This is a genomic window from Streptomyces palmae (assembly GCF_004684805.1).
GTDB lineage: Bacteria > Actinomycetota > Actinomycetes > Streptomycetales > Streptomycetaceae > Streptomyces > Streptomyces palmae.
Genome location: NZ_SRID01000193.1, coordinates 1 through 12,680, shown reverse-complemented (window position 1 = coordinate 12,680; position 12,680 = coordinate 1). Strand labels below are relative to the sequence as shown.

Below are 12,680 nucleotides of genomic sequence, written 5' to 3'. Positions count from 1 at the left end.
TGGGCGGGGTGAAGAAGTAGTTGAGCAGCAGGGAGCCGACGGCGGCCGAGGCGAGGGCCGGCAGCAGGCCGCCGAGCAGCGCGGCGACCACCGTCAGGAAGAGGAAGAGCAGGACGTCGTTAGCGAGGCCGGGACCGGTGGCCATGTCGGTCAGGCCCAGGGTGAGCAGCAGCGGGCCCAGGACCCCTGACACCCAGCCGGCCGCGATCCGGGAGCGGCCGAGGCGGGCGCCCCGGGCCACCGGCAGGCCGCGGCCCCTGGCGACCGCCTCGTGGGTCACGATGTGCACATCGAGGTCGGGGCCGGAGTCGCGGGCCACGGTGGCGCCCACGCCGGGGCCGAAGACGTACTGCCAGGTCTTGCGGCGGCTGGAGCCGAGCACGATCTGGGTGGCGTTGACGCCGCGGGCGAACTCCAGCAGCGACTGCGGGATGTCCTCGCCGATGACGTGGTGGAAGGTGCCGCCGAGGTCCTCCACCAGGGTGCGCTGGGCGGCCAGTTCCTTGGGGGACGCGGAGGTGAGGCCGTCGCTGCGGGCGATGTAGACGGCGAGGATCTCGCCGCCGGAGCCCTTGGCGGCCATGCGGGCGGCGCGCCGGATGAGGGTGCGTCCCTCCGGGCCGCCGGTGAGGCCGACCACGATGCGTTCCCGGGCGTTCCAGATCCGCGAGACGCTGTGCTCGGCACGGTACTGCTGGAGGTACTCGTCCACCCGGTCCGCGGTCCACAGCAGGGCCAGTTCGCGCAGGGCGGTCAGGTTGCCGGGGCGGAAGTAGTTGGACAGGGCCGCGTCGACCTTGTCGGGGGCGTAGATGTTGCCGTGCGCCATCCTGCGGCGCAGCGCCTGCGGCGACATGTCGACCAGCTCGATCTGGTCGGCGCGGCGCACCACCTCGTCGGGCACGGTCTCCTGCTGGCGGACGCCGGTTATCGACTCCACCACGTCGCCCAGCGACTCCAGGTGCTGGATGTTGACGGTGGCCACCACGTCGATGCCGGCCTGGAGGATCTCCTCGATGTCCTGCCAGCGCTTGGTGTGGCGGGAGCCGGGGACGTTGGTGTGGGCCAGTTCGTCGACCAGGACGACGGCCGGTCGGCGCCGCAGCACCGCGTCCAGGTCCATCTCGGTGAAGGTCGTGCCCCGGTACGCCACCTCGCGGCGCGGCACCTCCTCCAGCCCGTGCAGCATCACCTCGGTGCGGGGGCGGCCGTGGTGCTCCACGAAGCCGATCACCAGGTCCGTGCCGCGCTCCCGGCGCCGGTGGCCCTCGGAGAGCATGGCGTAGGTCTTGCCGACTCCCGGTGCCGCGCCCAGATAGATCCGAAGCTTGCCGCGTGCCATGGCCCCATCTTCCAACCGGGCCGGTGGACCGCCCCCGTGTTTCGTGTGCACTGCCGACTGTACGGGGCCGGGTCGGGGCAATTCGGACGGTGCGTGCTCGGGGCGGCCGGTCTTGACGCGGCCCTGACGGCGTTCGGGCGGAAACGGCGGTGGGCCGCACCCCCGGGCAGGGGATGCGGCCCACCGGCCATGTTCCGTCAGGCGGCGGTCAGCGCACCTCGGTGATCTCCGGACCGCGCTCCAGCCGCTCGGCGCCGCCCGCGAACCGCGAGCCCTGCGCCTCCGGCTGCCCGCCGTCGGCCACCATCTGGGCGTCCTCCGGCAGCTTGAGCGTGATCGGGTCGCGCGGGGCCATCGGGCCCTCGCCGCGGACCACGACCGTGTCCCGGAAGATCGCCTCCAGCAGACTGCCGGTCTCCGGCTTCACCGCGCCCTGGCCGGAGATCACGCCGCGCAGGAACCAGCGGGGCCCGTCGACACCGACGAACCGCACCACCTGCACGCCGTTGGTCCCGTCCGGCAGCTGCACCGGCACCTGGGCCCGCAGCTCCCAGCCGAGGGGGCCCTCGACCTCGTCCACGGCCCCGCCCTGCTGGGTGATGCCGCTGGCGATCTCCTCGCGGACCTCGCCCCAGATGCCTTCCTTCTTGGGCGCGGCGAAGGCCTGCAGCTGCACGGCGCTGTCCCGCAGCACCACGGTCGCGGCGACGATCGCGTCCCCGGCGACCTCCACGCGCAGCTCCATGCCCTCGACACCGGGCACGAACAGTCCGCCCAGATCGACCCGGCCCTCGCCGGGCTCGCGTACCTCGGAGACGTCCCAGGGGCCGTCGGGGCGCGGTGCCGGGGGCAGGGCGACCCTGCTCACGGCCTCGTCCTCGGCGGTCTCCGCCGACTCCTCGGCAGTCTCCTCGGTGGTGACGTCGAGGTTCTCGACGTCCTCCTCGTTGCGCTTGCGGCGACGTCCGAACACGTCACTGTCCTTCCCGGTCGGAACCGACCGAAGCGTATCCATTCCCACCCGTCGAGCCGTCCACCGAGGCATGTCCCCCGGTGGACCCGAAGCCCCCTGCGGCCCGGGCCGAACCAGGGAGCTCCGCTACCTCGTGGAAGCGCACCTTCTCGACCTGCTGGACGATCAGTTGGGCGATCCGGTCGAAGCGCTTGAACCGCACGCTCTCGCGCGGGTCCAGATTGACCACGATCACCTTGATCTCTCCACGGTACCCGGCATCGACGGTCCCTGGGGCATTCACCAGCGCCACACCGCAGCGGGCCGCCAGACCGGAACGCGGATGCACGAACGCGGCGTAGCCGTCGGGCAACGCGATCGACACCCCGGTCGGCAGCACGGCGCGCTCGCCGGGGGCCAACTCGGCGGCCTCGGTGGTGACCAGATCGGCGCCTGCGTCCCCCGGGTGCCCATAGGCCGGCACCGGCACCTCGGGGTCCAGCCTGCGGATCAGTACGTCGACGGGGGCCCTGGTCACGGCGTCCTCCAGTTCGCTGCGGGCGTGCTCACGGATTCACTTCGAAGGCGCGGGCGACCCTGAGCTGGTCCGGATCGGCGAGCGCCGCGTTGATCTCGTCGGGGCGGCCGTTGGCGATGAAGTGCTCGACCCGCACCTCGATGAACAGGGCCTGGGCACGGACCGCGACCGGCCCGTCGGGCCCGCCGATCCGGCCGGTGGCCGTGGAGTAGATCTTGCGGCCGTGGACGGCGGTCACCTCCGCCTCCAGGTGCAGCACGGTGCCCACCGGAACCGGGCTGAGGAAGTCCGTCTCCAGCCGGCCGGTCACCGCGATCACCCGCAGCACCCAGTTGAGCGCGCCGAGCGTCTCGTCCAGCGCGGTGGCCAGCACTCCGCCGTGGGCGAGCCCGGGAGCGCCCTGGTGGGCGGGCTGCACCGTGAACTCGGCGGTGACGCTGACTCCCTCGCCGGCCCGCGCCTCCAGGTGCAGGCCGTGCGGCTGCCCGGCCCCGCAGCCGAAGCACTGGTCGTAGTGCGAGCCGAGGAGTTCCCCGGGCGCGGGGGCGTCGGGGTGCCGTACCGGCGGGCGGGCCTCGTCGGGCGGCGTCAGCCCTGTCGTTCTTCCACTCACAGCGCCGAACCTTACCCGCGCGACAGGTGCGCGAGCCGCTCCGTGCCAAGCTTGAGTTCATGCAGCCTTACGAAGAACGCCTGAACGCACCCCGTTCCTGGTGGCTGATCGCCGCCCTGGTGGGTGTGGCGATGGCGCTGATCATGCTGCCGCTCGGGACGCTGCCGTTGCTGGGCGGCCTGATCGGCGGTTTCGCGCTGGCCGCGGTGGCCGTCAGCTCCTACGGCTCGGTGCGGATCCGGGTGGTGGCGGACTCCCTGGTGGCAGGGGACGCGCGGATCCCGGTCTCGGCCCTGGGCACCCTGGAGGTGCTGGACCCGGCGGAGGCGGTGGCCTGGCGCACCCACAAGGCCGACCCGCGGGCGTTCATGGTGCTCCGCGGCTATGTGCCGACCGCGCTGCGGGCCGAGGTCGTCGATCCCGACGACCCCACGCCCTATGTGTATGTGTCCACCCGCGACCCGCAGCGGCTGGCCGCCGCCCTGGAAGCGGTGCGGGCCGAGTCAGCCTGACCGCCGGGGGACGGACGGACGGGCTGGTCATCGGCCGGCTCGCGGTCGCCGCGGGCGAGGTCCGCTCGGACCGGCCGCCCGGCGCGGCGCGGGTCGTGGCCGGGGTCGAGCGGCACGGCGGCGATGGCGTGCCCGGGGACGGTGGTCAGCCGTCTCCGTGTCACCCGCCCGCCGCCGCGGACCCCGTGGGCGACGCCGCCCGCGAGCGAGGCCGTGCGGCCCCGCCCGACGTGCACGCCGCCCCGCTCCACGCTCACGCCGATGGTGCGCCTCAGGCCGCGCAGTCGCGGCAGATCGGCTGGCCGTTCTTCTCCTCGGCCAGCTGGCTGCGGTGGTGCACCAGGAAGCAGCTCATGCAGGTGAACTCGTCCTGCTGGCGGGGCAGCACCCGCACCGAGAGCTCCTCGTTGGACAGGTCCGCTCCAGGCAGCTCCAGACCTTCGGCCTGCTCGAACTCGTCGACGTCGACGGTCGATGCGGACTTGTCGTTCCGCCGGGCCTTCAGCTCCTCGATGCTGTCCTCGTTGACGTCGTCATCGGTCTTGCGTGGGGTGTCGTAATCCGTTGCCATGTCGCTCTCCCCCTCTGGGTGTCTGCGGTGTCTCCAGCGCACGTAACGCGTGAGGGGCCGGTCTTGTGCCCGACCCGAGGCGGAGATTTTGCCTCACATCAAGGTCTGTTACTCAATCGACACCCAACCGCACCCCCAAGTGGGGGGCGGGTCAGGCGGCGAAGGGGACCGTACACGGTCCGCGAACCGCCTGGCACAGCGGCCATGACGTGTACTTCCCGTGATCAGGCCCCCCGAAAACCCCTATTTTCCAGGCTTTTCACCGGGCGCGTCGATCACTCTGCGTAGATGGCTGGAAATTCGCGCATGTGATCGATCACACACCGATAATGTCGGGGCGGGTCATGAAAATTCCGCCCAAAGCGAAGCTCTGTGCGATCTCGCGATGTCCCCCATGGTCGCAGATCTCAGACCGGAAGGACGACCCGCATGACCAGGCCACCGCCCTCGCGCGGCTGGGCGGTGATCCGCCCGCCGTGCGCCCGCGCCACCGAGCGCGCGATGGACAGACCCAGCCCCACGCCCTTGTCGCTGCCGGTGCGCTCGGTACGCAGCCTGCGGAACGGCTCGAAGATGTTGTCCAGCTCGTACGCCGGGACCACCGGTCCGGTGTTGGACACCACCAGCACCGCCTCGGCGCCGCTCGTCTCGGTGGTGACCTCCACCCAGCCGTCCGGCACGTTGTAGCGCACGGCGTTCTGCACCAGGTTGAGCGCGATGCGCTCCAGCAGGACCCCGTTGCCCTGGACCACCGCCGGCCGCCGGTGGCCGCGCAGCTCCACGCCCCTGGTCTGGGCCTCGGTCCGCACCTGGTCCACCGCGCGGGTGGCGACCTCGGCCAGGTCCACCGGCTTGCGGTCCACGATCTCGTTGTCGCTGCGGGCCAGCAGCAGCAGGCCCTCCACCAGCTGCTCGCTGCGCTCGTTGGTGGCCAGCAGGGTCTTGCCCAGCTGCACCAGCTCCGGTGGCGCACCCGGGTCGGAGAGCTGCACCTCCAGCAGCGTCCGGTTGATCGCCAGCGGGGTGCGCAGCTCGTGCGAGGCGTTGGCGACGAACCGCTGCTGGGCGGTGAACGCCCGGTCCAGCCGCTCCAGCATCTCGTCGAAGGTGTCCGCCAGCTCCTTGAGCTCGTCGTCCGGGCCGTCCAGCTCGATCCGCCGGGACAGGTCCGAGCCCGCCACCTGGCGCGCGGTACGGGTGATCCGGCCCAGCGGCGAGAGCACCCGCCCGGCCATCGCGTAGCCGAAGGCGAAGGCGATCACCGACAGGCCCATCAGGGCCAGCAGCGAGCGCCGCAGCAGCCCGCTGAGCGCCACCTTGCGCTGGTGCTCGAAGCAGTCGGCCACGGCCTGGTTGACATCGCCCTGGCTGGGCAGCTGACAGGCGTTGCTGGTGGGCTTGTACTCCAGCCTCACGATCTGGAACGGCAGGTGACTGCCCCGGTTCAGGGCGTCGGCGGCCAGCAGGTAGATGATCGTCAGCAGCAGCACCCCGGCGATCAGGAACATCCCGCCGTACAGCAGGGTGAGCCTTATCCGGATGGTGGGCCGCAGCAGGAAGTCGGTGCGCCCGGCGGACCGGGGCGGCTCCCAGTTGGGCTTGGGAGGCGCGGCGGGCGGCGGCGGTGCGGTGGCCACGGGCGTCAGATCCGGTAGCCGGAGCCGGGCACGGTGACGATCACCGGCGGCTCACCGAGCTTGCGCCGCAGGGTCATCACGGTGACCCGCACGACGTTGGTGAACGGATCGGTGTTCTCGTCCCAGGCCTTCTCCAGCAGCTGCTCCGCGGAGACCACGGCGCCCTCGCTGCGCATCAGCACCTCCAGCACCGCGAACTCCTTGGGCGCCAGCTGGATCTCCCGCCCCTCCCGGAACACCTCCCGGCGATTGGGGTCCAGCTTGATCCCGGCACGCTCCAGCACCGGCGGCAGCGCCACCGTGGTGCGCCGCCCCAGCGCCCGCACCCGGGCGATCAGCTCCTGGAAGGCGAACGGCTTGGGCAGGTAGTCGTCGGCGCCGATCTCCAGGCCCTCCACGCGGTCGCTCACATCGCCGGAGGCGGTGAGCATCAGCACCCGGGTGGGCATGCCCAGCTCGACGACCCTGCGGCACACATCGTCACCGTGCACCAGCGGAAGGTCGCGGTCGAGCACGACGACGTCGTAGTCGTTGACGGCGATCCGCTCCAGGGCCGCGGCCCCGTCGTAGACGACGTCCACGGCCATGGCCTCCCGGCGCAGCCCCGTGGCCACCGCATCGGCGAGCAGCTGCTCGTCCTCGACGACGAGTACACGCACCTGACTGGTCCTTCCTTAGGGGCCCCGGCGGGGGAGCCTTGCTTTTCTACACTGAGCCCGCCCGGTCGGCCGCAGGACGAGCCGATGGGCGGCATCCATCCTGCCCCGAAGGCCGATAAACCGGCGGTAAGCGCGGTGAGCGGGGCCTTTCCGGCCGATGGCCCGGGGGTGGCGGGCAGACGGACGAGCACAGGCGTCGGGGAGCCGGCGGGGGTCTCGTGGCGTCCGAGCCGTCCGAGCTGTCCGAGCTGTCCGAGGTTTTTAGGTTTCTCAGGTTTCCGGCGCGGGCGGGGTGGGGAGGACGACTGCACACCCGATCACGCCCTGCTCTGTGGCACAGCCACGACCGCGCGACCTCGCTGCCAGGCAGGGACCACGCCGTGATCGCCAGATCCCCCAGCCACGGCCGGGGACCACCCCCAGGGCACACCCCGTGCCGCCGACCTACCCAGACGAGGGGGCGCCATATGGACGCGTTCACCGCAGGCATTCTGCAGCGTATAGAGACCACCCAGTCCGATCTCGTGCGCGCCCGGGAGTCGGGCGACGACTTCCTCGCCGATGTGGAGCAGTCCGAGCTGGAGGACCTCCGCAGGCTGGCCGCCGAGCACGGCGTGGAGATCGGCGCGGCCAAGCTCTGACGCCGCGAGCCGACGTGCCCCGCGGACCCGCCACGGGTCCGCGGGGCGCACTGCTGTCCGGGGCGCCCGCGCCCCGTTCCCGGACCGTCGCGGCACCGCTGGGGACCTGGCGCCCCGCGGCCCGAGGATCAGTCGTGCCAGGCCCCCAGCTCCTCCAGCAGCCCCTGGAGCGGCTCGAAGACGCCGGGCACCCCGGCGACGGTCAGCTCCCCGTCCGCGGGGGTGCCCGGCCGCCCGCCGGTGAGCGCACCCGCCTCGCGGGCTATCAGCTCGCCCGCCGCGTAGTCCCAGGGGTTCAGGCCGCGCTCGTAGTAGGCGTCCAGCCGCCCGCAGGCCACATCGCACAGGTCGATGGCGGCCGAGCCGCCGCGGCGGATGTCCCGTACCCGGGGCAGCAGGGTGCGGACCACCTCGGCCTGGGTCGCCCGCCGCTGGGTCAGATAGGCGAATCCGGTGCCGATCAGCGCCTGCTCGAAGGGCGGGGTGGGGCGGACCCGCACCGGCTGCCCGTTGCACCGCGCACCGCCCCCGCGCACCGCGTGGTACGTCTCCTGGCGCATCGGGGCCGCGACCACCCCGACCACGGTGCGGCCGTCCCGCTCGGCGGCGATCGACACCGACCAGGAGGGCAGGCCGTACAGGTAGTTCACGGTGCCGTCGATGGGGTCGATCACCCAGCGCACCCCGCTGGTGCCCGGGGCGCTGGAGCCCTCCTCGCCCAGCACCCCGTCCTCCGGGCGGTGCTCCGCGAGGAAGCCGGTGATCAGCTTCTCGGCCGCCAGGTCCATCTCGGTGACCACGTCGATGGGGCTGGTCTTGGTGGCCGCCACCCCCAGGTCGGCCGGGCGGCCGTCCCGCAGCAGCTCTCCCGCCCGGCGGGCCGCCTCCAGGGCCACGGTCAGCAGCTCCTGGTCGGCCGGGTCGATCGGGTCGGCGGCGGGGGTGTTCTGGTCGGACTGCTCGCTCACGGTGCTTCCCTCGGTCGTCAGGGCCTGGTCGGTGTCAGCGCACGGGCTGCCGGCGCGGCCGGGGCCGCGCGCCCCGGCCACCGGCCGCTCAGGCGTAGGGGCTGTCGGTGCCGGCCGCGGCCGGGCGCGGGGCCCGGGCCGGACAGCAGCCGACCGGGCACACGTCGTGGCTGGCTCCCAGCGTGCCGAGCGCGCAGCGCTCCGGGGCGCGGGCGTGGGAGGCGGACGGCGGCGCGGCGGCCAGGCGCTCGGCGGCGGCGCGCTCCAGCACCAGGTCGCGCACCGCGGCGGCGAACCGGGGGTCGGCGCCGACGGTGGCGGCGCGGCTGACCGGCAGGCCCAGTTCCTCGGCCTTGGCGGTGGCCTCGGTGTCGAGGTCGTACTTGACCTCCATGTGGTCCGAGACGAAGCCGATGGGCACCATCACGGCGGCCGGGACGCCCTCGCCGTGCAGGGCCTCCAGGTGGTCGCAGATGTCGGGCTCCAGCCAGGGGATGTGCGGGGCGCCGCTGCGCGACTGGTAGACCAGCCGCCACGGATGGTCGGTCCCGGTCTCCTCGCGGACCGCCTCGGCGATGAGGCGCGCCACGTCCAGGTGCTGGGCCACATAGGCGCCGCCCGAGCCCTCGGTGTGCGCCTGGGGGGGCCCGGAGGTGTCGGCCGAGGCGGTGGGGATGGAGTGGGTGGTGAAGGCCAGGTGCGCCCCGGCGCGCACCTCCTCGGGCAGTTCGGCGAGCGCGGCGAGGGTGGCGTCCACCATGGGTCCGACGAAGCCGGGGTGGTTGAAGTAGTGCCGGAGCTTGTCCACCCGGGGCAGCGGCAGCCCCTCCCGCTCCAGGGTGGCCAGCGCGTCGGCGAGGTTCTCGCGGTACTGGCGGCACCCGGAGTAGGAGGCGTAGGCGCTGGTGGCAAGGGTCAGCACGCGGCGGCGGCCGTCGGCGACCAGCTCCCGCAGGGTGTCGGTGAGGTACGGCGCCCAGTTGCGGTTGCCCCAGTAGACGGGCAGGTCCAGGCCGTGGGCGGCGAAGTCCTCGCGCAGCGCCCGCAGCAGGGCGCGGTTCTGCTCGTTGATCGGGCTGACTCCGCCGAAGAGGAAGTAGTGCCGGCCCACCTCCTTCAGGCGCTCGCGGGGGATGCCGCGGCCGCGGGTGACGTTCTCCAGGAACGGCACCACCTCGTCCGGCCCTTCCGGCCCTCCGAAGGAGAGCAGCAGCAGGGCGTCGTAGGGGGCCCCGTCAGCGGCCGGGGCGGCCGGGACGGGCGGGTTCGGGTGCTGGGCGGACATGGCTTCGATCCTGCCACTCCGGATCGGGAGCCCGAAAACCCACCTGCGCCACCCAGCGCGGGCTCGTAAGCTGTATCGAACCTCTACGTTGCTTACCCCTGTAGACCGGCGGAGCCGCCCCCGTGCCCAGTCCCTACCGCGCGATCTTCGCTACCCCCGGTACCAAGAGCTTCTCGGCCGCCGGGCTCTTCGGCCGGATGACGCTGTCCATGATGGGCATCGGCGTGGTCACCATGGTCTCCCAGCTCACCGGCCGGTACGGGCTGGCCGGCGCGCTGGCGGCCACCATGGCGCTGTCCGCCGCGGCGATCGGACCGCAGATATCCCGGCTGGTCGACCGGCACGGGCAGCGCCGGGTGGTGCGCCCGGCCACCCTGATCTCGCTGGTCGCCGGGGCCGGTCTGCTGCTCAGCGCGCATCTGCGGTGGCCGGACTGGACGCTGTTCGCCTTCGCGTCCGTGGTGGGGTGCGTACCGAGCGTGGGCTCGATGGTCCGGGCCCGCTGGGTGGCCATCTACCGGGACTCCCCGCAGCAGCTGCACACCGCCTACTCCTTCGAGTCGGTCGTCGACGAGGTGTGCTTCATCGTCGGCCCGATCCTCTCCATCGGCCTGTCCACCGCCTGGTTCCCCGAGGCGGGACCGCTGCTCGCCGCCTGCTTCCTGGCGGTCGGCGTCTACTGGCTGACCGCGCAGCGCGCCACCGAGCCGGTGCCGCACCCGCGCGAGCAGCACACCGGCGGCTCCGCGCTGCGCTCCCCCGGGCTCCAGGTGCTGGTGACGACCTTCATCGCGACCGGCGCGATCTTCGGCGCGGTGGACGTGGTGACGGTCGCCTTCGCCGAGGACCAGGGCCACAAGACCGCCGCGAGCCTGGTGCTCGCGGTCTACGCGCTGGGCTCCTGCCTGGCGGGCGTGGTCTTCGGCCTGCTGCGCCTGTCCGGCCCGGCGGCCCGGCGGTGGCTGCTGGGTGTCTGTGCGATGGCCGTGAGTATGATCCCCCTCCTACTGGTCGGGAACCTGCCGCTCCTGGCCGTGGCGCTGTTTGTCGCGGGCCTGGCCATCGCGCCGACGATGGTCACCACGATGGCCCTGGTCGAGCAGCACGTACCACGCGCGAAACTGACCGAGGGCATGACCTGGGTGAGCACCGGGCTCGCGGTCGGGGTGGCGCTCGGCTCGTCGACCGCCGGCCTGGTGGTGGACGCGTGGGGGGCGCGAGCGGGGTATGTGGTGCCCGAGGCGGCCGGGGCGCTCGCGGCGGTGGTCGCGTTCCTCGGCTACCGCCGGCTGCGGCCGGCGCCACAGCAGGCGGGGGGAGCCCTGCCGCAGGCCACGGGAGGGTCGACGACGGATGACCGCAGTGAGGACCACGCGCAGCAGCGGCACCTGGCATAACTGGGCCGGCAATGTGACGGTCCGCCCGGCGCGCAGCGCGGCGCCGGCGGACACCGGGGAGCTGGCGGCGGCCGTCCGCGCGGCGGTGGCCGCGGGCCTGCCGGTGAAGGCCGTGGGCACCGGGCACTCCTTCACCGAGGTGGCCGCCACCGACGGGATGCTGATCAGACCGGAGCGCATGACCGGGATACTCGGCCTGGACCGTGCGGCCGGCACGGTCACGGTGGCCGCGGGCACCCCGCTGCGCGTACTCAACGAGACCCTCTCCGCGCATGGCCTGTCGCTGACCAACATGGGCGACGTGATGGCGCAGACGGTGGCCGGGGCGACCAGTACCGGCACCCATGGCACCGGCCGGGACACCGCCTCGCTGGCCGCCCAGATCAAGGGCCTGGAGCTGGTGACCGCGGACGGCTCGGTGCTGCGCGGCCGGGCGGACGGCAGCCCCGAGGAGGCGGCCCTGCTCGATCTGGGCCGGCTGGGTCTGGGGGCGCTGGGGGTGCTCGCCTCGGTGACCTTCGCGGTGGAGCCGGAGTTCCTGCTGACCGCCCGCGAGGAGCCGATGGCCTTCGACCGGGTCATCGAGGACTTCGACCGGCTCGCCACGGAGAACGAGCACTTCGAGTTCTACTGGTTCCCCCACACCGGGCGGTGCAACACCAAGCGCAACAACCGCAGCGCCGGCCCCGCCGACCCGGTCGGACGGGTCAGCGGCTGGGTCGAGGACGAGCTGCTGTCCAACGGGGTCTTCCAGGCCGCGTGCTCGCTGGGGCGCCGGGTGCCGGCCACCATCCCGGGGATCGCCAAGCTCTCCAGCCGGGCGCTCTCCGCGCGCACCTACACCGACATCCCCTACAAGGTGTTCACCAGCCCGCGCCGGGTGCGCTTCGTGGAGATGGAGTACGCGGTGCCGCGGGAGGCCGCGACCGAGGTGCTGCGCGAGCTGCGGGCGATGGTGGAGGCCTCGGACTTCCGGATCAGCTTCCCGGTGGAGGTACGGCTCGCGCCGGCCGACGACGTGCCCCTGTCCACGGCGTACGGACGCGACAGCGCGTACATCGCGGTGCACATGTACCGGGGCACTCCGTATCAGGCGTACTTCTCCGCCGTGGAGCGGATCATGACGGCGCACCAGGGCCGGCCGCACTGGGGGAAGCTGCACAGCCGGGACGCCGAGTACCTGGCCGGTGTCTATCCGCGCTTCGCGGACTTCACGGCGCTGCGCGACCGGCTCGACCCGGACCGGGTCTTCGGCAACGACTACCTGCGCCGGGTGCTGGGCGCCTGAGCGCTCCGGGTCCGGGCGCGGGCTGCGGTGCGCGCCGCACCCCGCACCCGGAGCGCCCGCTCCCCGGCCTCGTGGTCTGGACGCGGACCGGGCTCGGGCCTGGACGCGGACCGGGCTCGGGCCTGACGCGGACCGGGCTCGGGCCTGACGCGGACCGGGCTCGGGCCTGGACGCGGACCGGCCTCGGGCCGGCGGTCCGTCAGGAGGCGGGCGGTGCGGTGGCCGGGGCGGAGGGGGTGCCGGCGGAGTCCTGGCCTCCGTTCGGCTGGCTCTCACC

At 73.1% G+C, this 12,680-nt stretch carries 13 protein-coding genes; 4 read left to right on the top strand and 9 right to left on the bottom strand.

From position 1 onward, the window contains the following. The 4 genes from E4099_RS19645 to E4099_RS19630 all read right to left on the bottom strand — a co-directional run. Positions 1-1,342: DUF4118 domain-containing protein (locus E4099_RS19645; RefSeq protein ID WP_135340400.1), on the bottom strand; the 1,342-nt coding region annotated here is incomplete at its 3' end. Positions 1,343-1,550: 208 nt separating this feature from the next. Continuing rightward, complete coding sequence (locus tag E4099_RS19640) at positions 1,551-2,315, bottom strand: DUF3710 domain-containing protein (protein ID WP_135340399.1); 765 nt, start codon at positions 2,313-2,315, stop codon at positions 1,551-1,553. Position 2,316: 1 nt separating this feature from the next. After that, the gene (gene dut, locus E4099_RS19635) at positions 2,317-2,832 is read right to left on the bottom strand and encodes a dUTP diphosphatase (RefSeq protein ID WP_135340398.1); all 516 of its coding nucleotides are present in this window, start codon (positions 2,830-2,832) and stop codon (positions 2,317-2,319) included. Between the two features lie 28 nt (positions 2,833-2,860). Further along, on the bottom strand, positions 2,861-3,445 hold the full coding sequence (locus E4099_RS19630) for a PaaI family thioesterase (protein ID WP_135340397.1): 585 nt from the start codon (positions 3,443-3,445) through the stop codon (positions 2,861-2,863). Between the two features lie 59 nt (positions 3,446-3,504). Between E4099_RS19630 and E4099_RS19625 the strand changes: the two genes are divergently transcribed. After that, positions 3,505-3,957, top strand: a complete 453-nt coding sequence (locus tag E4099_RS19625) for a DUF3093 domain-containing protein (protein WP_135340396.1) — start codon at positions 3,505-3,507, stop codon at positions 3,955-3,957. 271 nt (positions 3,958-4,228) lie between these two features. On the opposite strand, the gene E4099_RS19620 is transcribed toward E4099_RS19625, so the two are convergent. The 3 genes from E4099_RS19620 to E4099_RS19610 form a co-directional block, all read right to left on the bottom strand. Next, positions 4,229-4,528 (bottom strand): DUF4193 domain-containing protein, encoded by a 300-nt coding sequence (locus tag E4099_RS19620; RefSeq protein WP_135340395.1) that lies wholly within the window; start codon positions 4,526-4,528, stop codon positions 4,229-4,231. A 407-nt stretch (positions 4,529-4,935) separates the two neighbouring features. Next, on the bottom strand, positions 4,936-6,165 hold the full coding sequence (locus tag E4099_RS19615) for a sensor histidine kinase (RefSeq protein ID WP_135340394.1): 1,230 nt from the start codon (positions 6,163-6,165) through the stop codon (positions 4,936-4,938). A gap of 5 nt (positions 6,166-6,170) precedes the next feature. Then, complete coding sequence (locus tag E4099_RS19610) at positions 6,171-6,824, bottom strand: response regulator transcription factor (RefSeq protein ID WP_135340393.1); 654 nt, start codon at positions 6,822-6,824, stop codon at positions 6,171-6,173. Between the two features lie 467 nt (positions 6,825-7,291). On the opposite strand from E4099_RS19610, the gene E4099_RS33070 reads away from it, so the two are divergent. Next, entirely contained in the window at positions 7,292-7,465 is a 174-nt protein-coding gene (locus E4099_RS33070) for a hypothetical protein (protein ID WP_167828421.1), read from the top strand. A 128-nt stretch (positions 7,466-7,593) separates the two neighbouring features. Here E4099_RS33070 and E4099_RS19605 read toward each other — a convergent pair whose 3' ends face one another. Together E4099_RS19605 and E4099_RS19600 are read right to left on the bottom strand one after the other, a co-directional pair. After that, a complete protein-coding gene (locus E4099_RS19605; protein ID WP_245245005.1) occupies positions 7,594-8,433 on the bottom strand; it encodes an inositol monophosphatase family protein in 840 nt (279 codons plus the stop codon). 88 nt (positions 8,434-8,521) lie between these two features. Beyond that, entirely contained in the window at positions 8,522-9,718 is a 1,197-nt protein-coding gene (locus E4099_RS19600) for a ferrochelatase (protein WP_135340392.1), read from the bottom strand. 122 nt (positions 9,719-9,840) lie between these two features. Between E4099_RS19600 and E4099_RS19595 the strand changes: the two genes are divergently transcribed. Both E4099_RS19595 and E4099_RS19590 read left to right on the top strand, forming a co-directional pair. Then, positions 9,841-11,115, top strand: a complete 1,275-nt coding sequence (locus tag E4099_RS19595; protein WP_135340391.1) for an MFS transporter — start codon at positions 9,841-9,843, stop codon at positions 11,113-11,115. Beyond that, positions 11,072-12,403: a D-arabinono-1,4-lactone oxidase gene (locus E4099_RS19590; protein ID WP_135340390.1), complete on the top strand. Its 1,332-nt coding sequence runs from the start codon at positions 11,072-11,074 to the stop codon at positions 12,401-12,403. The genes E4099_RS19595 and E4099_RS19590 overlap by 44 nt, the downstream gene beginning before the upstream one ends. The last annotated feature ends 277 nt before the right edge of the window (positions 12,404-12,680 follow it).

Bases quoted from the DNA above. Each gene is read 5' to 3' on its own strand.
- E4099_RS19625 (WP_135340396.1), top strand. From the start codon at position 3,505: ATGCAGCCTTACGAAGAACGCCTGAACGCACCCCGTTCCTGGTGGCTG.
- E4099_RS19620 (WP_135340395.1), bottom strand. From the start codon at position 4,528: ATGGCAACGGATTACGACACCCCACGCAAGACCGATGACGACGTCAAC.
- E4099_RS33070 (WP_167828421.1), top strand. From the start codon at position 7,292: ATGGACGCGTTCACCGCAGGCATTCTGCAGCGTATAGAGACCACCCAG.
- E4099_RS19600 (WP_135340392.1), bottom strand. From the start codon at position 9,718: ATGTCCGCCCAGCACCCGAACCCGCCCGTCCCGGCCGCCCCGGCCGCT.
- E4099_RS19590 (WP_135340390.1), top strand. From the start codon at position 11,072: ATGACCGCAGTGAGGACCACGCGCAGCAGCGGCACCTGGCATAACTGG.